Source organism: Roseateles sp. L2-2 (assembly GCF_050613215.1).
Lineage (GTDB): Bacteria > Pseudomonadota > Gammaproteobacteria > Burkholderiales > Burkholderiaceae_C > Roseateles > Roseateles noduli.
Genome location: NZ_CP192509.1, coordinates 399,316 through 419,018 on the forward strand (window position 1 = coordinate 399,316; position 19,703 = coordinate 419,018).

Below are 19,703 nucleotides of genomic sequence, written 5' to 3' on the forward strand. Positions count from 1 at the left end.
CGGACGGCGTGAGCAGATCATGAGCAGCAGCATGAACAAGCTTCGTTGGTTGATTCCCGTCGCGCTGGCGCTGACGGCGGGGCTGGCCTCGGCGCAGCATCACGGCGGCGGCGGAGCGCGTGTCGACATCGGCCTGCGCCTGGACAGCCGCTACCACCACGACCACTACTACCCGGCGCCGGGCTACGTCGCGCGAGGGCTGCCGGGCGGCGCGGTGTTCGTGGGCAACCGCTACTGGTACCACGGCGGCGTCTGGTACCAGCCCTGGGGCCCGAGCTTCCGCGTGATCGCGCCGCCGCTGGGCTTCGTGGTGCCTATCCTGCCGAGCGCCTACGTGTCGCTGCGCATTGGCGGCTACCCGTACTACTACGCCAACGGCGCGTACTACACGGCCGCCGAGCCGGGACCGGGCTACGTGGTCGTCGCGCCGCCGCCGGGCGCCGATGCCGCCACGCCTGCGCCGGTCGCGCCGCCGCGTCCCGATCCGATCATCTATCCGCGCAACGGCCAGTCGGCCGCGCAGACCGAGGCCGACCGCCAGGAATGCAACCGCTGGGCGACGACGCAGCCCTCGTCGATGAACGACGCCGGCGTGTTCAACCGCGCGGTGGAGGCATGCATGGACGGGCGGGGGTACAGCATGCGGTGAGCGCGGGTGAGGAACACCTCCTCATTTGCCACAGATCTGCCAATCCGAAATCAAATTCGATCACTCGATAGACCGGCGCGCCACACATCGCGTCGGTTATCGATGAGTTCATTGACGCAGGACAAACAGACATCGGATTGAGCGTCTGGTTGAAGAGCCCGGCGGAGGACGAGTCCTAGACTGATTCGTCCTCCTTCTCTTTGGACAGCGCTCAAGATGAACACGATTCCCCAGCCTGCGGAGCGGTTCCCGTTCCCCACGTCGCTTTGCCCACCCATAGCCGCTCAGACTTCGGCTGGAGGTCCTCTTCTGCCCGTGAAGCGGCGCGTCGTTCCCTATGGAATCCTGAAGGGGAAGATTCGCGTTTCCGAAGACTTCGATGCGCCTCTTCCCGACCATGTCCTCGCCAGCTTCGAAGGGCGTGTATGACCTTGCTTCTCGACACACACATCTTCTTGTGGGTGGTCGAAGGCTCCCAGCGACTGACTGCAGCGACGCGAGACCTCATCGATACGGCGGACGCCGTATTCGTCTCCGCGGTCTCGATCTGGGAGCTTGCGATCAAGGCTCGAATTGGTCGACTCGATGTGGACCCTGATGACCTGGTCGGAAAGATCAAGACCTGCGGCTTTGTTGAATTGCCGGTCAGTGCCGAGCATGCGGCGACGACGATGATCTTGGCGTTGCATCACCATGACCCGTTCGACCGCCTGCTCGTTGCGCAAGCGATCAGCGAGGCTGCGCATCTGATCACTGCAGATGGGCAACTGCCTCAGTACGGCGAACTGATCCTGCAGGTCTGAAGAGAGAGACGACGTGGGATGGTCAACGCGTGGTCACACCACGCAACCCGCCTCGCTTCCGTCCGTCGGCACCGCGCTGCTGGTGACCTGCACGCCGTACCGCTCGGCCGTCATGTGCGCCAGGATCGCGAGTGCGATCTCGGGCGGTGTGCGGGCGCCGATGTGCAGACCCACAGGGCCGTGCAGCCGGTCCAGCTGCGCATCGGTCAGGTCGAAGTGTTCCTTCAGCCGCGCGCGACGCTTGGCCTGGTTCACCCGCGAGCCGATCGCGCCGACGTAGAACGCCGGGCCGCGCAGCGCTTCCATCAGCGCCAGGTCGTCGAGCTTGGGATCGTGCGTCAGCGCCACGATCGCCGTGTGACCGTCCGGCTTCAGGCGCTGCACGACGTCGTCCGGCATCTCGCGCGTCAGCGGCGCGGCGATCAGCGTCCACGGGTAGTCGTCGCGCGGATCGCAGACCTGCACCTGGTAGTCGAGCGCCAGTGCCATCTGCGCCAGGTACTGGCTCATCTGCCCCGCACCGATGATCAGCAGCCGCCACTGCGGCCCGTGGTGCGTCACCAGTTGCGTGTCGCTCAGCACCAGGCGGTCCGCGCCGTCGCGCGAGTGCGCGCCGGGCTCCGCCAGCGAGACCGCACCGGTCGACAGTTCGAGCGTGCGCAGCACGCGTTCCCCGCGCGACAGCCGCTCCAGCAGCGGCGCGATCGCCGAGTGCGCGCCCACCGGTTCCAGCATCAGCTCCAGCGTGCCGCCGCAAGGCAGTCCGAAGCGCTGCGCCGCCTCCGCGCCGACGCCGTAGCGGATCAGCTCCGGCGTCTTCAGGGTCAGCGCGCCCTCGCGGATCTTCGCCACCAGGTCGTCCTCGATGCAGCCGCCCGAGACCGAGCCGGCGATCAGCCCGTCCGCCCGCACCGCGACGATCGATCCGACCGGCCGCGGCGCCGAGCCCCAGGTCCGCGTGATGGTGCCGAGCACGACGCGTTGATCTGCATCGATCCATTGCTGCACCTGGCGCAGCACCTGCAGGTCCATGTTGTCCATGCGCGCACCATAGCGAAATTCGTTCCACCCTGCGTCGGACGGCGCACATGTCCGCGCGGTCGCGCGGTCGCGTGAACGCGCGGACAGGCCCACAATCCCTCTCATGCCCATGCTCGCCCTCAACGACGACCTCGTCCTGCCCGTCCCCCAGGCGCTGGCCTGGAAGACGCTGCACGACCTGACCCTGCTTGCCGACAGCCTGCCCACGGGCGCCAGCCTCCAGGCCGGCGACGTCCCGGGTGCGTTCGCGCTGGTCCTGCCGGGATTCGAAGGCCGCGTGCTGCGGCTCGATCTCGACGCGCCACGGCGGCTGCGCCTGAGCTTCGAAGGACGCGGACCGCGTACCGGCGCCGTCACCGGGCAGGCGCAGCTCCGGCTGGAGCTGCTCGGCGACGATCAGGCGCTGCTGCACGTCGCGCTCGTGATCCAGGCCGAGCGCGAGACGCCCTCGAAGGTCGCGGGCCTGCAAGCGCTGCGGGCGCGGCTGGCCGCCTTCGCCGAGGCGGTCGAACGCCGCCATCCTTCCGACCGTCCCAAGCCGGTCATCGGGCCGCCCAAGCCCTGGTTCCAGCGGCTGGTCGACTGGTACATCGGCTGGTTCGCCGCGATCTTCAACGGGACCCTCTATCCGCTGCCGAAACCGCGCGATCCGAAGCCGCCTTCGGAGCGCTGAGCGCCACGTCCGGGCGTCACGCGATCGTCACCGAACTTGTGCATCGATGTAACTTGTTGATTCGCTTATAGAATCCGGCGCAATCCAACGGCCACCTCGCGGTGGCCGCTTCGTTTTCCGCCGGACGCGGCCCCCAGGGACCGTCGGCGACCGATTCCGCCGACCCCCATGGCTTCTCGCCTGTTCCCGCTGGACGCGCTGCGCGCGATCGCCGCGCAATTGATCGTGCTGCATCACCTGTCGGTCTACGGACCGATCGCCGAGGCGATGCACGGCCTGTTCCCGCTGCTGTCGGGATGGCTCTACGACTACGGCCGCATGGCCGTGCAGGTGTTCCTGGTCCTGGGCGGCTACCTCAGCGCGCGCGCCCTGTCCGCGCAGGAGCCGCAACTGCGCCGCTCCGCACCCGCCCTGCTGGCGCAGCGCTACTGGCGCCTGGTGCCGCCGTTCATGGCGGCGGTCGGCCTGACACTGCTGTCGTCGTGGCTGGTCCATCCGCTGCTGCCGGAACTGGTCCCCACCCAGGTCCACCTGACGCAGGTCCTGGCCCACGCGCTGCTGCTGCACGACCTGATGTCGGTCGAGGCGCTGACCGTCGGCGCCTGGTACGTGGCGATCGACTTCCAGCTCTTCGCGCTGCTGCTGCTCGTGATGTGGAGCCTGCGCTGCCTGCCGTTGACCCGAGCATCACGCCAGTGGCTGGCGCCGGCCGTCGTCGGCGCGCTGTGCGCCGCCTCGCTGCTGAAGTTCAACCGCATGGCCGGCCTGGACGCCTACGCGATCTATTTCTTTGGCGCCTACGGCCTGGGCGTGCTGCTGTTCTGGTGCCAGGGCTGGTCGCCCGTCGCGCGTCGCGCGGGTCTGCTGGCGCTGGGCGGCCTGATGGTCGCCGCGCTCGCGCTGCAGTTCCGCGAACGGCTGGTCGTCGCCGCGCTGACGGCCCTCGTCATCGTGCTGTGGCGCTGCGGCACGCTGCCGGCGTGGTTCCAGCGGCACGGGCAGGCGCCGGTGCAGGCCATGGCACGCCATGCCTACGCGCTCTTCCTGGTGCACTTCCCCGTCTGCCTGCTCGTGAACGCGATCTATGAGCATCGCGCCGAAAGCCCTGCGCCCATGCTGGATGCGCTCGCGCCGCTGGCGCTGGTCGTCGCCTGGGGGCTGAGCAATCTCGCCGCCTTGCCCTTCCATCGCTGGATCGAGGCGCCGCTGCTGCGCTGGCGACCGCGCGCCGCGGCGCTGCCGCAGGGCGTCGCGGTGCGCTGAGCTGAGCCTAGGCCCAGTTCTCGCGCGCGTTCTCGCGCCGCTGCAGGTCGGCGAGCGTCTTGCCGGGCTCGTCGCGGAAACGTTCTTCCGTCAGCTCCAGCTGCTGCACGCGGTCGACGCGGAAGCTGCGGAAGTCCTCGCGCAGCTCGCACCACGCCGAGAAGGTCCACACCGGACCCCAGAAGAAGCAGGCCAGCGGCCGCACCAGGCGGGTGCTGGTCTGGTCGCTCAGGTCGAGGTAGTGCAGGCGCAGCTTGGTGCGGGACTCGGTCGCCTGGCGCAGGTGGGTGAGGCGCTCGCGGGTGGCGTCGTCCAGGCCGCGCTGCGGCGCGTAGACGGTGAGGCTCTCCGCCGCCGCGCGCGCCGAGCCCGGCAGCACCGCGAAGATCTTGCCGAGTGCCTCCTCCGCGCGCTGGCCCAGCACCGCGTCGAGCTGCGGCTGCGCCAGCCGCACCGCGGCGACCAGCGACTGGGCTTCCTCGGCGCTGAACATCAGCGGCGGCAATTCGAAGCCCACCCGCATGCGGTAACCGACGCCGGCCTCGCCGTCGATCGGCACGCCCTGCTGCTGCAGCGCGGCGACGTCGCGGTAGACGGTGCGGATCGAGACCTCCAGCCGCTGGGAGAGGAACTCCGCCGTCGTGAGGCGGCGTCCACGGATGAGTTGGACGATCTGGAACAGTCGGTCGGCGCGGCGCATCCGACGATTGTCAGCGATGGGCATGACCTGTCCAGGTCGTCATCCCCGCTACGATGTATCGCATGGCTGACCCACATGTTGCGCTCCCCCATGTCGTGATCGTCGGTTGCGGTTTCGGCGGCCTGGAGGCCACGAAAGTCCTCGATGGCGCGCCGGTCCGCGTCACGCTGATCGATCGCAGCAACCACCACCTGTTCCAGCCGCTGCTGTACCAGGTCGCGACGGCGGGGCTCTCCGCGCCGTCGATCGCGTCGCCGATCCGGCACATGCGGCGTCACCAGCGCAACCTGACCGTGCTGATGGCCGACGTCACGGCGGTGGACAAGGCCGCGCGGGAGATCCGGCTCGCCGACGGCCAGCGCGTGGGTTACGACCACCTGATCGTCGCCGCCGGCGCGACGCACAGCTACTTCGGCAACGACCAGTGGCAGGCGCATGCGCCCGGGCTGAAGACGCTGGCCGACGCCTTCCAGCTGCGGGCGCGGCTGCTGAGCGCCTTCGAGCGCGCCGAGACCCTGCCCGATGCCGACAGCCGAGCACCCTGGCTGAACTTCGTCGTGATCGGCGGCGGCCCGACCGGCGTCGAGATGGCCGGCACGCTGGCCGAGATCGCCCGCCACACCCTGCGCGACGAGTTCCGCCGCATCGATCCCAGCCGCGCGCAGGTGCTGCTGGTCGAAGGCTCGGACCGGATCCTCGCGGCGTTCAAGCCGGCGCAGTCGGCACAGGCCCAGGCGCAGCTGGAACGCATCGGCGTGGTGGTGCGGACCGGCTGCCGCGTCGTCGGCATCGACGAGGAGGGCGTGGACCTCCAGACCGCCGACGGCGGCAAGGAACGCATCGCGTCGCGCACCAAGGTATGGGCGGCGGGCGTGGCGGCGTCGCCGCTGGCGCGCACGCTGCACGTGCCGCTGGACCGCGCCGGTCGCGTGGTCGTCGACGAGCACATGAACATCCCCGGCCATCCGGAGGTCTACGTCGTCGGCGACATGGCCGCGGCGACCAGCCTGGAGAAGGACGGCAGCCGCAAGCCGGTGCCCGGCGTCAGCCCCGGCGCGAAGCAGGCCGGCCGGCACGCGGCACGGCAGATCCTGGCGCGGATGCGGGGACGCTCGGAAGCGCCGTTCCGCTACATGGATTACGGCAACCTGGCGACGATCGGCCGCAAGGCGGCGGTCGCCGACCTCGGGACGATCCAGTTCAGCGGTTTCTCCGCGTGGCTGTTCTGGCTGTTCGTGCACGTGTACTTCCTGATCGGCTTCCGCAACCGCGTCCGCGTCTTCGCGGACTGGGCCTGGGCGTACTTCACCTTCCAGCGCCACGCTCGGATCGTGGTGGAGCCGCGCCCTGGCGTCGGAGACGACGCCTGAAGCACTGCCCCTGGCACCCCGATGAGGGGCGTCAGAGGTGGTCAGATGGGCGTGCAGATCTCGACCAGCGTGCCATCCGGGCATCGGACGTAGGCCACCACCTGGCCCCAGGGCTTGGTGATGGGCGGGGTCAGGCCTTGCGCGCCGGCGGACAGCGCCAGCGCGTAGGCGGCGGGGACGTCCTGCGTGGACAGGCCGATCTCCATGCCCAGCGGCGATCCGTCCTCCGCCTTCCGGTAGTCCTGGCCGAGGTTGCCGCGCGCGATGTCGTGCCGGGCGAAGGACAGCGTCGTGGCGCCGGTCTCCAGCTCGCCGTAGGCGCCGGACTCGTGCAGGAAACGTCGCCGCAGGCCGAAGGCGCGCTCGAAGAAGTCCAGCGACGCACCCACGTCCTCGACGTAGACGATCGTGTAGGCGAAGTTCAAGGCGCTCATGGCGGGCTCTCCGTGGAAGAACGATGACGACGGGACGGATGTCCCCTGCGTGCGGGGCGCCGGCGCGGGCCGGACCCCTCGTCGTCCCACGTCGGCCCCCCGATTCGGGTGGGCCGGCTTGTAGGACGAGGTCGCGTCCATGATGCGGACCGGCTGCTGACAGCGGATTGGCAGCTAGGATTGCCGCCCATGAGTGTCCCGTCCCCCGAGCCGCAACGGCTGCCCAACGGCCTGCTCTGGCTGGCGCGCCCGGTCGCGGGCACGCAGGCGGCGGTGCGCGTGGTGTATCGCTGCGGCGGTCGCGACGATCCCACCGGCCGCAGCGGCATGACGCATCTGGTGCTGCGGCTCGTCGCCGGCGCCAGCCGGTACCTCGAACCCGGCCAGTTCAACCGCCTGATCGCCTCGGCCGGCGGCCGCAGCGGCCTCGAGATCGACGAGGACTTCGCCGCGTTGCAGACCGTCGTGCCGGCGCAGCAGCTCGAACGCGTGCTGTGGGCCGAGGCCGAACGCATGAGCAATCCGCGGCTGGAGCCGGACACGCTGGCCACCGCGAAACAGCAGCTGCGCCAGGCGGTGACGGCGCCGCAGCTCAATCCGTATGCGCGACTGGACCTCGCCGTCCAGCGCAGCGGTTACCTGACGCATCCGTACCAGCGCGGCGCGCTCGGCGATCCGGAGCAGCTGAAGGACCTGGACATCGACGCCGTGCGCGCCTTCCATGCCGGGCGCTTCGGCTGCGACCGGGCGCTGCTCGTCGTCACGGGCGCGTTCGATGAGGCCGCGGTGGCGCGCTGGGTGCTGCATTACTTCGGCTCGATCCGGCCGCCGATGCCGGCGCAGGCCGGCCCGACGGCGGCGTCGACGCCAGGTCCCGTGTCGACGGCGTCGCAGCCCTCGTCGCCGGCCGCCGCACCGCCGATGCCGTCCCCCTTGCCGTCAGCGGCTTCTTCGACGTCCGCACTGTTCGCGGAACTGCGCGAGTCGCGCCGGCCCCAGAGCCAGACGCTGAAGCTGTCGCTCGCGCGTGCGCCGCTGCCGGCGGCCGCGCTGGTCTGGCAGGTGCCGCGCATCGACGATCCGTCGACGCCGATGTGGCAGCTCGCGCATGCGCTGCTGGGGCTGGGCCGTTCCGGCCGTCTGACCGACACGCTGGTCGACGAGAAGGCGCTGGCGCATCAGCTCAGCCTCCGGCTGGATGTGCACCGCGACGCGGGGCTGCTGGTCGCGCAAGCGCTGGCGGCGCACGGCCAGACCGCCGCGCCGGTGGCGCAGGCGCTGCAGCAGGAAGTCCTGCGGCTGGCCGACGAGCCGGTGACCGACGAGGAACTCAACAAGGCCAAGGCGCTGCTGCGGCGCCAGACGCTGTCGGACGACTGGACCGCCGACCGGCTGGCGCGATCGCTCGGTACGGCGTGGGCCGTGCGGGGCGACGTCGGCGCGCCGGCGAAGGACATGGCCGCGTGGATGAAGCTCGGCGGCGCGGACGTGCAGCAGTTCTGGCGCAAGCAGGTGGTGCAGGCGCCGGTCCTGACGCTGCTCGCTGACATCGGTGCCGCCGCGGGAGTGGCCGCATGAGCGTCGATCTGAACCGCCGCGGACTGATGCTAGGCGCCGCGATCGTCTCGGGATCGACGGCCTGGCCGGCGCTGGCGCAGGACGGTTTCGACCGTCCGCCCGAGGCGCCGCCCGTGCCTGCGCCGCTGCCGTTGCCGCTCGAACAGACGAAGCTCGCGAACGGCTTGCGTGTCGTCGTGCTGCCGCGCCCCGGTGCACCGCGCACGGCGGTCCGCCTGATCGGGGAGGGCGGCTGGCTGCGCGACCCGGCCGGCAAGGACGGCCTGGCGGAAGTCGCGCTGTCCATGCTCGCGCAGGGCGCGAAGCGCGACGGCGAGGAGATGGAATCCGCCGACATCGCCTATGCGGGCGATCTGCTCGGCCTGCCGCTGCGGCTGGAGCTGACGCCGTCGACGGCGGAGATCGTGCTGGAGGCCTTGCCCGATCAATGCGACGACGCGGTCAACCTGCTGGCGGATCTGACGCAGCGGCCGCTGCTCGCCTTTGAAGCGCTGGAGCACATCCGCAGCCGCGCGATCGATGCGCTGGTGCTGCGACGCGCCGATGCGCTGCTGCTGGCGCCGTGGGCGGCGCGGCGGCAGTTCCGCGGCCGCGCGCAGCCGGTGCAGACCTCGGCCAGCCTGAAGCGTCTGAAGCGCGACGACGTGCTCGGCTTCCACCGCCAGTACTGGCGGCCGGAGCGCGCGGTGCTGCTGTTCGCCGGCGATCTGAGCTTGCAGACGGCACGCGGCTTGGCCGAAGACTTCATGGGCGGTTGGCGCGTGGCGAAGCTGCCGCCGGCCGGGCCGACGCCCGCGGTGGCGTTGCCGGCAACGGCACCGACGCCGGCGGTCGCGCAGTTCCTGCCGCTGCCGCAGGGGCAGGGCTGTCGTCTGATCGTGCAGACGCCGGTGCCGCGCGGCACGCCGCCCGCGCTGCGCGAACTGGCACGCACGCTGATGCATCAACGGCTCGCGGCGCGGCTGCCGTGGCCGTGGGAGAGCGAGATGGAGTCGCTCAGCGGCGCGCTGTGCTGGCGGCTGAGCGTGACGCTGCCGGCGTCGGCGGTGCCGGAGCAGCTCGCGTTGTTGCGCGAGCAACTGCCGCTGCTCGCCGCGGAAGCGGTGACGCCGGAGGACCTCGCGCTGGCGCAGGCGCTGGCTCAGGGCGAGTGGGAGTTCGAGCTTGCCGAGGCGCCGGATGCCTTGCTGTCGCAGGCGTTGGCTGCGGGCGAACTCGACGACTGCGTCCAATGGCCGCAGCGCGTGCGCGCGGTGAGCGCGCCGGTGCTGCAGCTGCTGATGGCATCCAGCTGGCGCGATACCCGCACACACCTGCTGCTGCTGGGCGACGCCGGCCCGCCGGAGCCGGCGCAGCGGGCGTGGCCGGGGTTGGCAGCGACTACAATGCGGGCTGTCATTGGGGAGTAGCCGCTGCACCCCGCCTGTCTCCCGGCCCTTTGAAGGGCCGCTAGCGCGGCAGGCCGATTCAGCAGACCCGCGTCAACAGACTTGAGCCTTGGCTCATGGCGCGAGGTAGCCAGGAACCCACGGGTTCCCAGCCTGGCGAGACCTTTGACCATGTCCCCGGACTTTGCGGCCGGCGGCGACATGGTCATTGGTATGTCTCGGCCGCTGAGTCTTTCATGGAAGCCTTCCTCATCTCCACCGGCCTCGTGGCCCTCGCCGAAATCGGCGACAAGACCCAATTGCTGGCCTTCATCCTGGCGGCGCGCTTCCGCAAGCCGGGACCGATCGTGCTGGGCATCCTGATCGCGACCCTGGTGAATCACGCGTGTGCCGGCGCTGTCGGCAGCTGGATCACGACGCAGATCTCGCCGCAGACGCTGCGCTGGGTGCTGGGCGTGGGTTTCCTCGCGATGGCGGCGTGGACGCTGATCCCCGACAAGATCGATGAAGAAGAGACGGGCGGCAAGTTCCGCCTGGGCGTGCTGGGCACGACGATCGTGGCCTTCTTCCTGGCGGAGATGGGCGACAAGACGCAGATCGCGACGGTGGCCCTGGCGGCACGCTTCAACGACCTGTGGCCGGTGGTCGCGGGCACGACCTTCGGGATGATGATCGCCAACGTGCCGGCGGTGTTCGTGGGCGACAAGCTCGCGCACAAGATGCCGGTGCGGCTGGTTCACGGGATCGCGGCGATCATCTTTGCGGTGCTGGGAGTGCTCACGCTGCTCGGCGCCGGCGAATCGATAGGGTTCTGATCAATCAACGGACATGACCTCCCCGGGCACGAATCGCCCGGTTCATGTCCTTGATCGTCACCTTGCGTTTGGGCTTGCCGATCATTCCCGCCAGGCTGAGCGGGTGCTCCTTCGAATAGATCAGGTACTCGTGGGGCGCAAGCCTGAGGAACTCCACCCGGTCTCCCGGATTCAAGCGGAGTTCGTCCCGGACAGCGTCGGGAATGTTGAGCATCTGACCTTCTTCGTAGGTGCCAACCTTGACCAGGGTATCGAGTGCGGACATGAAGCTTCTCCTTCAATGGAACAGAAGCTCGCAACTCTAGGCAGACCGATCCCGCTTGGCACTTCCTCAAACTTGTCATTGAGGGGTGATGACCTGACCCTCTGAATGGGGCCCTCCGAAGAGGGCTCCGGTCAGCGCGCCGAGGCCTGTCTCACCGCGCGCTCCCACTGTGCCATCAGCGTCTCGGCACGGTCGCGCGACATGGTGGGGCGGAACGTGCGTTCCGTCTGCCAGTTGCGGCCGATGTCGCCGAGGTTGCCGTAGACGCCCGCCGTGAGGCCGGCGAGGTACGCCGCGCCGAGCGCCGTCGTCTCGATCACCTTCGGACGCACGACCGGGATACCGAGCAGGTCCGCCTGGAACTGCATCAGCAGGTCGTTCACGCACGCGCCGCCGTCGACGCGCAGCTCGCTCACCGGCGCGCCGCCGGCCGCCACGGCGTCGCGGCTCATCGCCTGCAGCAGCGCCGCGCTCTGGAACGCGATGCTTTCCAGCGCCGCGCGCGCGATGTGCGCCACGGTCGAGCCGCGCGTCAGACCCACGATCGCGCCGCGCGCTTCCGCGTCCCAGTACGGCGCGCCGAGGCCGGTGAAGGCCGGCACGAACATCACGCCGCCGGCGTCGGGCACGCTCTCCGCGAGCCCCTGCACTTCGCCGCTGCCCTTGATGGCGTTCAGCCCGTCGCGCAGCCACTGCACCACCGCGCCGCCGATGAAGACGCTGCCTTCCAGCGCGTATTGCGGCGTGGCGTCGATCTGGGCCGCGCTCGTCGTGATCAGCCCGTTCGCGCTGGTCTGGAAGCGCGGCCCCGTGTGCATCAGCATGAAGCAGCCGGTGCCGTAGGTGTTCTTCGCCATGCCCGCTTCGAAGCAGGCCTGACCGAACAGCGCGCTCTGCTGGTCGCCGCCGATGCCGCCTATCGTCAGCGCCGTGCCCAGATGCTCCGGCGCCACGCGGCCGAATTCAGACGCCGACGGCTTCACCTCGGGCAGCAGCGACTTCGGAATGCGCAGCAGCGTGAGCAGTTCTTCGTCCCACTGGTTATCGCGCACGTTGAAGAGCATCGTCCGCGACGCGTTGCTGACGTCGGTGACGTGCACCTCGCCGTTCGTGAGCTTCCAGATCAGCCAGCTGTCGATCGTGCCGAACGCGAGCTCGCCGCGATCCGCCGCGTCGCGCGCGCCGCTGACGTGGTCGAGGATCCACTGCAGCTTGGTCCCCGAGAAATACGCGTCGACCACCAGCCCCGTCTTCTCCTGGATGCGCGGACCGTGGCCCTGCTCGCGCAACGCGGCGCATTGCGGCTCGGCGCGGCGGTCCTGCCAGACGATCGCGTGATGGATGGGCCGCCCGGTCTTGCGGTTCCACACCAGCGTGGTCTCGCGCTGGTTGGTGATGCCGATCGCCTTCACCTCGGAGGCTTTCAACGACGCCTTGGTCAGCACTTCGCGCGCGACCGACAGCTGCGTCTCCCAGATTTCATCGGCATCGTGCTCGACCCAGCCCGGTTGCGGGTAGATCTGGCGGAACTCGCGCTGCGCCATCGCGACGATGCGCCCCTGCGCGTCGAAGACGATCGCGCGCGAACTCGAGGTGCCCTGGTCCAGGGCGAGCAGGTAGGTCATGGCTTGTCTCGCTCGTTGTGCTCGTGGCGTTTTTCTTGAACTGCTTTTCTGAGAGAACCCCGTCGCGATGCTACGGCGCGACCACGAGCTCCACGCCCGCGTCCGCCATCAGCGCGGGGAAGGGCTCCGGCGGCGGCTCGTCGGTGAACAGCGCGTCGATCTGCGGCAATCGGGCGACCTCGGCCATCGCGGGCCGGTTGAACTTGGTCGCGTCCGCCGCGACCCACACCTCGCGCGAGTGCTCGACGATGGTCCGCGCCACCATCACTTCGCGGTAGTCGAAGTCGCGCAGGCTGCCGTCGGACTCGATGCCCGAGATGCCGATCAGCCCGATGTCCACCTTGAACTGGCGGATGAAATCGACCGCCGCCTCGCCGACGATGCCGCGGTCGCGGTGCCGCACCGAGCCGCCGACCATCACCAGCTCGCAGTCCGGGTTGTCGCTCAGGATCATCGCGACGTTGAGGTTGTTCGTGATCACGCGCAGGCCCTTGTGGCGCAGCAGTGCGTGCGCCACCGCCTCCGTCGTGGTGCCGAGGTTCAGGATCAGCGAGCAGCCCGCCGGGATGCGCGCCGCGATGGCGCGCGCGATGCGCGCCTTGCCGTCGGCCTGCATGGCCTGGCGTTGGCGGTAGGCGATGTTCTCGGTGGTCGACGATGGCACGCGCACGCCGCCGTGGAAGCGCTGCACCAGGCCGGCCTCGGCCAGGCGCTGCACGTCCCGGCGCACCGTCTGCAGCGTCACGCCGAACTTCTCGGCGAGCGACTCGACGCTCACCGAGCCATGGGCGCGCACCTCCTGCAGCAGATCGTTCTGACGGGGGTTCGGATTCATGGCGCGCAGGCTAAAGGAACCGAAACGAACAATTGACCGGGTTAACCCTCAGTCGAAACGCGCATATTCGCGCTAAAAAGAAAAAAGAAGAACAGAATTGCGAACTTTCCAACGGCCATCGCAGGGTGGCCGTTTGACTGTCCGGCCAATTCGATCCAAGGAGACACCTTGACCGCCGCTTCGTTCCCCGACCCGACTTCCAGCGACCGCGCCGCTTCCGATGCAGGCGCCGTCGGTGCGCGCGATGCGTCCGGCTCCTCTGGCGCGGACGGGGAGTGCGACGTGCTCGTCGTCGGCGGCGGCATCAACGGCGCCGGCATCGCACGCGACCTTGCGGGCCGCGGCTGGAAGGTCGTGCTCGCGGAAGCCTCGGACTTCGCGGCGCACACCTCGTCGTCCTCGACCAAGCTGATCCACGGCGGGCTGCGTTACCTGGAGTACTACGAGTTCTCGCTGGTGCGCAAGGCGCTGCAGGAGCGCGAGGTCCTGCTCCGCAGCGCCCCGCACATCATGTGGCCGCTGCGCTTCGTGATGCCGCACGACGCGGCGATGCGCCCGGCCTGGATGATCCGCGTCGGCCTGTTCCTCTACGACCACCTGGCGCGCCGCGAAGTGCTGCCGGGCTCCGAAGGCGTGGACCTGCGCCGCTCGCCCTACGGCGAGCCGCTGAAGCCCGAGTACACCAAGGGCTTCGTCTACTCGGACGGCTGGGTCGACGACGCGCGGCTGGTGCTGCTGAACGCGCTCGACGCGCGCGAGCACGGCGCGGTGCTGCACACCCGCACGACCGTCACCGCCGCGAAGCGGCACGCGGATCACTGGACCGCGACGCTGCGCTGCGCCGACGGCGACCGCACGCTGAAGGCGCGCGCGCTCGTCAACGCGGCCGGCCCCTGGGCCGAAGGCTTCCTGCGCGAAGTCGCCGCACCCGCGCGCGGCGAGGCGCTCGCCACCAAGAGCCTGCGTCTGGTCAAGGGCAGTCACATCATCGTGAACAAGCGCTTCCAGCACGATCACGCCTACATCTTCCAGAATCCGGACAAGCGGATCATCTTCGCCATCCCGTACGAAGACGACTTCACGCTGATCGGCACGACCGACGTGGAGCTGGCGCCCGACGCGCTGGCCGGCTTCGGCAAGGCGCGCATCGACGATGGCGAGATCGCCTACCTCTGCGAGCAGGCCAGCCGCTACTTCCGCGAGCCCGTGGCCGCTTCGGATGTGGTGTGGACCTACGCCGGCGTGCGCCCTCTGCTGGACGACGCCTCCGGCGATCCGTCCGCGGTGACGCGCGACTACCTGCTGGAGACGCACTCGGACGGCGGCGCGCCGCTGCTGAGCGTGTGGGGCGGGAAGATCACGACCTTCCGCAAGCTGGCCGAGGACGCAGCCGATCTGCTGGGCGATCTGCTCGGTGATCGCCGCCGCGCCTGGACCGAACACGCCCACCTGCCCGGCGGCGACCTGCGCGAATGGATCGGAGCGCCGCAGCGGCCCGACACCGACTTCCAGCGCCTGCTCTCCGCCGTCGGCCAGCGTCACCCGTGGCTGCCGCCGTCGCTGGCGCGCCGACTCGCGCGGGCCTACGGCGCGCGTCTGGGACGCGTGCTCGGCGGCGCGGAGCGGCTGGACGACCTTGGCCCGGAGATTGCCCCGGGGCTGCACCAGGCCGAACTCGAATACCTGGTCCGCGAGGAATGGGCGCGCGCGGCGGACGACGTGCTGTGGCGCCGCTCCAAGCTGGGATTGCATTACACCGAGGTGCAGCGGATGGCGGTGGTCCAGTGGTTCGCCGACCGCGAGCACCTCTGGGCGAAACCGCCGGCCGCCGCGGCATGACCTGGCCCCGGCACGGGCGCCGGGTGAACCTCTGACCGACAAGAACGACATGCAGAACTTGCAGAGAGAGACAACGATGGAGCCGACTTCATGGAGCTGAGCCTTCGCGGCGTGAGCCACAAGGTCGGCGCGCAGCAGCATCTGTATCCGCTGGACCTGCGGCTGGTGCCGAACGCGGTCACCGTGCTGCTGGGCGCGACGCAGGCCGGCAAGACGACGCTGATGCGTCTGATGGCGGGCCTGGACAAGCCCAGCGACGGCACCGTGACCGTCGACGGGACGGACGTGACCGGCTGGCCGGTGCGCAAGCGCGACGTCGCGATGGTCTACCAGCAGTTCATCAACTACCCGTCGATGACGGTGCGCGACAACATCGCCTCGCCGCTGAAGCTGCGCGGCAAGCTCGACCGCGACGCCATCCGCAAGCGCGTGGATGAGCTCGCCGACAAGCTGCACATCGAGATGCACCTCGACAAGCTGCCCGCGCAGCTGTCCGGCGGCCAGCAGCAGCGTGTCGCGCTGGCGCGGGCGCTGGCCAAGCAGGCGCCGCTGATGCTGCTCGACGAGCCGCTGGTGAACCTCGACTACAAGCTGCGCGAGGAACTGCGCGAGGAACTCGGCCAGCTCTTCGCCGCCGGGGAGTCGACGGTGGTCTACGCCACCACCGAGCCGGCCGAGGCGCTCCAGCTCGGCGGCTACACCGCGGTGATGGACGCCGGCGAGCTGCTGCAGTACGGACCGACCGCGGAGGTCTTCCACCGCCCGGCGTCGCTGCGCGTCGCACGCGCCTTCAGCGATCCGCCGATGAACCTGCTCATCGCGCAGGGCATGGGCGACCGGCTGCAGCTGCGGCCCGGGCTCGACCTGGCGCTGCCGGGGCAGGGCGGCGTGACCGTGGGCGTGCGCGCCAGCGCGCTGCACGTCACGCAGCGCCCCGGCGACATCGCGATCCAGGGCGAGGTCGAGCTGGCCGAGATCTCCGGCTCCGACACCTTCGTCCACGCGCGCACCCAGATCGGCGAGCTCGTCGCGCAACTGACCGGCGTGCACGACTTCGAGCTCGGCGCTCCGCTGACGCTGTACCTCAACGCCGCCCACGTCCACGTCTTCGACGCGGCCGGCCTGCTGACACGCGCCCCCGAGCGCCGGGGAGCCCGCTGATGGCCCGCATCGACCTGGACCTCGCCCACGCGTACCGGCCCGATCCGAAGGAGGACAGCGACTACGCGCTGCTGCCGCTCAAGATGAGCTTCGAGGACGGCGGCGCCTATGCGCTGCTCGGCCCCTCGGGCTGCGGCAAGACGACGCTGCTGAACATCGTCTCGGGACTGCTGCGGCCCTCGCAGGGCAGCGTGCGCTTCGACGGCCGCGACGTCACCGCGCTGACGCCGCAGCAGCGCAACATCGCGCAGGTGTTCCAGTTCCCCGTCATCTACGACACGATGACGGTGGCCGAGAACCTCGCCTTCCCGCTGCGCAACCGCGGCGTGGCCGCCGACAAGATCAAGGCACGCGTCGGCAGGATCGCCGAGATGCTCGAACTCAACGGCCAGTTGAACCAGCGTGCCTCGGGCCTGTCCGCCGACGCGAAGCAGAAGATCTCGCTCGGCCGCGGGCTGGTGCGCGAGGACGTGTCGGCGGTGCTCTTCGATGAGCCGCTGACCGTCATCGATCCGCATCTGAAGTGGCAGCTGCGCCGCAAGCTCAAGCAGATCCACAACGAGCTCAAGCTCACGCTGATCTACGTCACCCACGACCAGGTCGAGGCGCTGACCTTTGCGGACCAGATCGTCGTCATGACGCGCGGCCGCGCGGTGCAGGTCGGCTCGGCGGGCGAGTTGTTCGAGCGCCCGAGCCACCGCTTCGTCGGCCACTTCATCGGTTCGCCGGGCATGAACTTCCTTCCGGCGGCGCTGGAGGACGGCGGCGGACTGAGCGTCGCAGGCCAGCCGGTGGCCGGCTCTGTCGATCCGATCACGGGTGCCTCGCTCTCGCGCGCCGAGCCTTTCATGGTCGGCATCCGGCCCGAGTACGTGGAGGTCGACGACGTCGGCGACGGCGTACCGGCGCTGCCCGGCACGATCACCGGCGTGGTCGGCCAGGTCCAGGACATCGGCACCTACTGGCTGCTCACCGCGAAGGTGGGCCCGCACACGCTGAAGGCGCGCCTGTCCGCCCACGCGCAGCCGCCCGAGGCCGGCGCCACGGTGGCGCTGCGCGTGCTCAATGCCCACACCTGCTTCTACGGCGCGGACGAACGGCTGATCGCCGGCGCGGCGCCCACGGGCGCGAGTTTCGCGGCCATCACCTCGGGTGCTCCGGAGGGCCTCGCATGAAACCGATCAACCAGAAGGCCTGGTTCCTCGTCCTGCCCGTGTTCCTGTGCGTGGCCTTCTCGGCCATCCTGCCGTTGATGACGGTGGTGAACTACTCGGTGCAGGACATCATCTCGCCCGAGCGGCGCGTCTTCGTCGGCACCGAGTGGTTCGCCGCGGTGATGCGCGACGAGGAGCTGCACGGCGCGCTGCTGCGGCAGCTGGGGTTCTCGCTCGCGGTGCTGCTGGTCGAGATCCCGCTGGGCATCTGCCTGGCGCTGTCGATGCCGGCGCAGGGCTGGCGCGCGTCGCTGGTGCTGGTCATCGTCGCACTGTCGCTGCTGATTCCCTGGAACGTCGTCGGCACGATCTGGCAGATCTACGGCCGCGCCGACATCGGGTTGCTGGGCGCCTCGCTGCAGGCGCTGGGCGTCGACTACAACTACACCGGCGACGCGACCGATGCATGGATCACCGTGCTGATCATGGACGTCTGGCACTGGACGCCGCTGGTGGCGCTGCTGTGCTTCGCCGGGTTGCGCTCCATCCCCGATGCCTACTACCAGGCCGCGCGGATCGACGGCGCCAGCAAGTTCGCCGTGTTCCGCTACATCCAGCTTCCGAAGATGCGGGGCGTGCTGATGATCGCGGTGCTGCTGCGCTTCATGGACAGCTTCATGATCTACACCGAGCCCTTCGTCCTCACCGGCGGCGGTCCCGGCAACGCGACCACCTTCCTCAGCCAGTACCTGACGCAGAAGGCGGTCGGCCAGTTCGACCTCGGACCGGCGGCGGCGTTCTCGCTGATCTACTTCCTCATCATCCTGCTGCTGTGCTTCATCCTCTACAACTGGATGCAGTCGCTCGGCACCCAAGACAAGAACGAGGTGGCCCATGGATGAACGCCGATTCCGCAAGCGCACGATCTTCCTGATCGCGTACCTGCTCTTCGCGCTGCTGCCCATCTACTGGATGGTCAACATGAGCTTCAAAACCAACGAGGAAATCCTCTCCAGCTTCAGCCTCTGGCCGCAGCACTTCTCGCTGGCCAGCTACAAGACCATCTTCACCGACCCGTCCTGGTACAGCGGCTACATCAACAGCCTGATCTACGTCGGCATCAACTCGGTGATCTCGATCACCGTGGCGCTGCCGGCGGCGTATGCGTTCAGCCGCTATTCGTTCCTGGGCGACAAGCACGTCTTCTTCTGGCTGCTGACCAACCGCATGACGCCGCCGGCGGTGTTCCTGCTGCCCTTCTTCCAGCTCTACACGACGCTGGGGCTGATGGACACGCACATCGCCGTCGCGCTGGCGCATCTGCTGTTCAACGTGCCGCTGGCGGTGTGGATCCTGGAAGGCTTCATGAGCGGCATCCCGCGCGAGATCGACGAGACCGCCTACATCGACGGCTACAGCTTCCCGCGCTTCTTCCTCACCGTGTTCCTGCCGCTGATCAAGGCGGGCGTGGGCGTGGCGGCGTTCTTCTGCTTCATGTTCAGCTGGGTGGAGCTGCTGCTGGCGCGCACGCTGACCAGCGTCAACGCCAAGCCCATCGTCGCGACGATGACGCGTACCGTCAGCGCTTCCGGCATGGATTGGGCGACGCTCGCCGCCGCCGGCACGCTGACCATCGTGCCGGGTGCGATCGTCATCTGGTTTGTCCGTCACTACATCGCGAAGGGTTTCGCGATGGGCCGCGTCTAAGGGAGGTCCACGATGTTCGATTGGATGGTGTGGACCACGCCGGTGGCCGTCTTCTTCAGCTGCGTGGTGCTGATGCTGGTCGGCATGACGGTGTGGGAGATCAAGTCGCCGACGACGCTGCGCAAGGGTTGGCTGCCGATGCGCACGACGCGCGGCGACCGGCTGTTCATCGGCCTGCTGACGGCTGCGTACATCAATCTGGCCTTTGTCGGCCTGGGCGCGAAGATGGCCGAGTGGTTCCAGCTCGAGGCCGAGCCCAGCGTGTGGATCAGCTTCGTCGCGTCGATGCTGGTGCTGGGACTGATCCTGCGAAAGGGTTGAACCGGCCGTGATCGAGCAGTTGACCAAGTAGTTGAAGCTTCAAGGAATTCGGCTTTCCCGTTCCCCCGGAGCCGCGATTCGT

General features: G+C 69.2%; 20 protein-coding genes and 1 riboswitch. Of the genes, 14 read left to right on the forward strand and 6 right to left on the reverse strand.

The features are described 5' to 3' along the window. Positions 1-31 precede the first annotated feature (31 nt). Both ACQZ13_RS01860 and ACQZ13_RS01865 read left to right on the forward strand, forming a co-directional pair. Positions 32-649, forward strand: coding sequence for a DUF6515 family protein (locus ACQZ13_RS01860; protein ID WP_431049600.1), 618 nt, complete (start codon positions 32-34; stop codon positions 647-649). Between the two features lie 425 nt (positions 650-1,074). Then, a complete protein-coding gene (locus ACQZ13_RS01865) occupies positions 1,075-1,452 on the forward strand; it encodes a type II toxin-antitoxin system VapC family toxin (protein ID WP_088405741.1) in 378 nt (125 codons plus the stop codon). A 33-nt stretch (positions 1,453-1,485) separates the two neighbouring features. Here the strand turns inward: ACQZ13_RS01865 and ACQZ13_RS01870 are convergent, their stop codons facing one another. After that, positions 1,486-2,493, reverse strand: a complete 1,008-nt coding sequence (locus ACQZ13_RS01870; RefSeq protein ID WP_431049601.1) for an XdhC family protein — start codon at positions 2,491-2,493, stop codon at positions 1,486-1,488. Between the two features lie 103 nt (positions 2,494-2,596). Here ACQZ13_RS01870 and ACQZ13_RS01875 point away from each other — a divergent pair, with 103 nt between their 5' ends. Next, the gene (locus ACQZ13_RS01875) at positions 2,597-3,166 is read left to right on the forward strand and encodes a CoxG family protein (protein WP_431049602.1); all 570 of its coding nucleotides are present in this window, start codon (positions 2,597-2,599) and stop codon (positions 3,164-3,166) included. A 168-nt stretch (positions 3,167-3,334) separates the two neighbouring features. Continuing rightward, entirely contained in the window at positions 3,335-4,429 is a 1,095-nt protein-coding gene (locus tag ACQZ13_RS01880; protein ID WP_431049603.1) for an acyltransferase family protein, read from the forward strand. Between the two features lie 7 nt (positions 4,430-4,436). Here the strand turns inward: ACQZ13_RS01880 and ACQZ13_RS01885 are convergent, their stop codons facing one another. Next, the gene (locus ACQZ13_RS01885) at positions 4,437-5,129 is read right to left on the reverse strand and encodes a helix-turn-helix transcriptional regulator (protein ID WP_431053438.1); all 693 of its coding nucleotides are present in this window, start codon (positions 5,127-5,129) and stop codon (positions 4,437-4,439) included. Between the two features lie 62 nt (positions 5,130-5,191). Here ACQZ13_RS01885 and ACQZ13_RS01890 point away from each other — a divergent pair, with 62 nt between their 5' ends. Further along, positions 5,192-6,499 carry an NAD(P)/FAD-dependent oxidoreductase gene (locus tag ACQZ13_RS01890; RefSeq protein ID WP_431049605.1) on the forward strand — a complete coding sequence of 436 codons (1,308 nt, stop codon included), beginning with the start codon at positions 5,192-5,194 and terminating at the stop codon, positions 6,497-6,499. A 41-nt stretch (positions 6,500-6,540) separates the two neighbouring features. On the opposite strand, the gene ACQZ13_RS01895 is transcribed toward ACQZ13_RS01890, so the two are convergent. Then, positions 6,541-6,924, reverse strand: coding sequence for a VOC family protein (locus ACQZ13_RS01895; protein WP_431053440.1), 384 nt, complete (start codon positions 6,922-6,924; stop codon positions 6,541-6,543). 198 nt (positions 6,925-7,122) lie between these two features. Here ACQZ13_RS01895 and ACQZ13_RS01900 point away from each other — a divergent pair, with 198 nt between their 5' ends. From ACQZ13_RS01900 to ACQZ13_RS01910, 3 genes are all read left to right on the forward strand, one after another. Then, the gene (locus ACQZ13_RS01900) at positions 7,123-8,511 is read left to right on the forward strand and encodes a M16 family metallopeptidase (RefSeq protein ID WP_431049606.1); all 1,389 of its coding nucleotides are present in this window, start codon (positions 7,123-7,125) and stop codon (positions 8,509-8,511) included. Continuing rightward, positions 8,508-9,920, forward strand: a complete 1,413-nt coding sequence (locus ACQZ13_RS01905) for a M16 family metallopeptidase (protein ID WP_431049607.1) — start codon at positions 8,508-8,510, stop codon at positions 9,918-9,920. Before ACQZ13_RS01900 ends, ACQZ13_RS01905 begins: the two co-directional genes overlap by 4 nt. Next, positions 9,900-10,057: riboswitch (yybP-ykoY riboswitch) on the forward strand. (Overlaps the previous gene by 21 nt.) Before the next feature lie 78 nt (positions 10,058-10,135). After that, the gene (locus ACQZ13_RS01910) at positions 10,136-10,714 is read left to right on the forward strand and encodes a TMEM165/GDT1 family protein (protein WP_431049608.1); all 579 of its coding nucleotides are present in this window, start codon (positions 10,136-10,138) and stop codon (positions 10,712-10,714) included. A 4-nt stretch (positions 10,715-10,718) separates the two neighbouring features. Here the strand turns inward: ACQZ13_RS01910 and ACQZ13_RS01915 are convergent, their stop codons facing one another. The 3 genes from ACQZ13_RS01915 to ACQZ13_RS01925 all read right to left on the reverse strand — a co-directional run bounded on the left by ACQZ13_RS01915 (position 10,719) and on the right by ACQZ13_RS01925 (position 13,439). Continuing rightward, on the reverse strand, positions 10,719-10,979 hold the full coding sequence (locus ACQZ13_RS01915; protein ID WP_431049609.1) for a hypothetical protein: 261 nt from the start codon (positions 10,977-10,979) through the stop codon (positions 10,719-10,721). Positions 10,980-11,110: 131 nt separating this feature from the next. Continuing rightward, the gene (glpK, locus tag ACQZ13_RS01920) at positions 11,111-12,604 is read right to left on the reverse strand and encodes a glycerol kinase GlpK (RefSeq protein ID WP_431049610.1); all 1,494 of its coding nucleotides are present in this window, start codon (positions 12,602-12,604) and stop codon (positions 11,111-11,113) included. A 70-nt stretch (positions 12,605-12,674) separates the two neighbouring features. After that, positions 12,675-13,439 carry a DeoR/GlpR family DNA-binding transcription regulator gene (locus ACQZ13_RS01925; RefSeq protein ID WP_088405752.1) on the reverse strand — a complete coding sequence of 255 codons (765 nt, stop codon included), beginning with the start codon at positions 13,437-13,439 and terminating at the stop codon, positions 12,675-12,677. Between the two features lie 168 nt (positions 13,440-13,607). Between ACQZ13_RS01925 and glpD the strand changes: the two genes are divergently transcribed. The 6 genes from glpD (at position 13,608) to ACQZ13_RS01955 (ending at position 19,621) form a co-directional block, all read left to right on the forward strand. Continuing rightward, positions 13,608-15,278, forward strand: coding sequence for a glycerol-3-phosphate dehydrogenase (glpD, locus tag ACQZ13_RS01930; RefSeq protein WP_431049611.1), 1,671 nt, complete (start codon positions 13,608-13,610; stop codon positions 15,276-15,278). A 90-nt stretch (positions 15,279-15,368) separates the two neighbouring features. Continuing rightward, positions 15,369-16,439 (forward strand): ABC transporter ATP-binding protein, encoded by a 1,071-nt coding sequence (locus tag ACQZ13_RS01935; protein ID WP_431049612.1) that lies wholly within the window; start codon positions 15,369-15,371, stop codon positions 16,437-16,439. Continuing rightward, positions 16,439-17,614 (forward strand): ABC transporter ATP-binding protein, encoded by a 1,176-nt coding sequence (locus tag ACQZ13_RS01940; protein ID WP_431049613.1) that lies wholly within the window; start codon positions 16,439-16,441, stop codon positions 17,612-17,614. The genes ACQZ13_RS01935 and ACQZ13_RS01940 overlap by 1 nt, the downstream gene beginning before the upstream one ends. Next, positions 17,611-18,495, forward strand: a complete 885-nt coding sequence (locus tag ACQZ13_RS01945; RefSeq protein WP_088405756.1) for a carbohydrate ABC transporter permease — start codon at positions 17,611-17,613, stop codon at positions 18,493-18,495. Before ACQZ13_RS01940 ends, ACQZ13_RS01945 begins: the two co-directional genes overlap by 4 nt. After that, complete coding sequence (locus ACQZ13_RS01950; protein ID WP_088405757.1) at positions 18,488-19,300, forward strand: carbohydrate ABC transporter permease; 813 nt, start codon at positions 18,488-18,490, stop codon at positions 19,298-19,300. Before ACQZ13_RS01945 ends, ACQZ13_RS01950 begins: the two co-directional genes overlap by 8 nt. Positions 19,301-19,312: 12 nt before the next feature. Then, positions 19,313-19,621, forward strand: coding sequence for a DUF2160 domain-containing protein (locus ACQZ13_RS01955; protein WP_088405758.1), 309 nt, complete (start codon positions 19,313-19,315; stop codon positions 19,619-19,621). Positions 19,622-19,703: the final 82 nt, after the last annotated feature.

Bases quoted from the DNA above. Each gene is read 5' to 3' on its own strand.
- ACQZ13_RS01860 (WP_431049600.1), top strand. From the start codon at position 32: ATGAACAAGCTTCGTTGGTTGATTCCCGTCGCGCTGGCGCTGACGGCG.
- ACQZ13_RS01940 (WP_431049613.1), top strand. From the start codon at position 16,439: ATGGCCCGCATCGACCTGGACCTCGCCCACGCGTACCGGCCCGATCCG.
- ACQZ13_RS01910 (WP_431049608.1), top strand. From the start codon at position 10,136: ATGGAAGCCTTCCTCATCTCCACCGGCCTCGTGGCCCTCGCCGAAATC.
- ACQZ13_RS01880 (WP_431049603.1), top strand. From the start codon at position 3,335: ATGGCTTCTCGCCTGTTCCCGCTGGACGCGCTGCGCGCGATCGCCGCG.
- ACQZ13_RS01875 (WP_431049602.1), top strand. From the start codon at position 2,597: ATGCCCATGCTCGCCCTCAACGACGACCTCGTCCTGCCCGTCCCCCAG.
- ACQZ13_RS01900 (WP_431049606.1), top strand. From the start codon at position 7,123: ATGAGTGTCCCGTCCCCCGAGCCGCAACGGCTGCCCAACGGCCTGCTC.
- ACQZ13_RS01950 (WP_088405757.1), top strand. From the start codon at position 18,488: ATGGATGAACGCCGATTCCGCAAGCGCACGATCTTCCTGATCGCGTAC.
- ACQZ13_RS01955 (WP_088405758.1), top strand. From the start codon at position 19,313: ATGTTCGATTGGATGGTGTGGACCACGCCGGTGGCCGTCTTCTTCAGC.
- ACQZ13_RS01945 (WP_088405756.1), top strand. From the start codon at position 17,611: ATGAAACCGATCAACCAGAAGGCCTGGTTCCTCGTCCTGCCCGTGTTC.
- glpK (WP_431049610.1), bottom strand. From the start codon at position 12,604: ATGACCTACCTGCTCGCCCTGGACCAGGGCACCTCGAGTTCGCGCGCG.
- ACQZ13_RS01905 (WP_431049607.1), top strand. From the start codon at position 8,508: ATGAGCGTCGATCTGAACCGCCGCGGACTGATGCTAGGCGCCGCGATC.
- ACQZ13_RS01865 (WP_088405741.1), top strand. From the start codon at position 1,075: ATGACCTTGCTTCTCGACACACACATCTTCTTGTGGGTGGTCGAAGGC.
- ACQZ13_RS01925 (WP_088405752.1), bottom strand. From the start codon at position 13,439: ATGAATCCGAACCCCCGTCAGAACGATCTGCTGCAGGAGGTGCGCGCC.
- ACQZ13_RS01915 (WP_431049609.1), bottom strand. From the start codon at position 10,979: ATGTCCGCACTCGATACCCTGGTCAAGGTTGGCACCTACGAAGAAGGT.
- ACQZ13_RS01890 (WP_431049605.1), top strand. From the start codon at position 5,192: ATGGCTGACCCACATGTTGCGCTCCCCCATGTCGTGATCGTCGGTTGC.
- ACQZ13_RS01885 (WP_431053438.1), bottom strand. From the start codon at position 5,129: ATGCGCCGCGCCGACCGACTGTTCCAGATCGTCCAACTCATCCGTGGA.
- ACQZ13_RS01935 (WP_431049612.1), top strand. From the start codon at position 15,369: ATGGAGCTGAGCCTTCGCGGCGTGAGCCACAAGGTCGGCGCGCAGCAG.
- ACQZ13_RS01870 (WP_431049601.1), bottom strand. From the start codon at position 2,493: ATGGACAACATGGACCTGCAGGTGCTGCGCCAGGTGCAGCAATGGATC.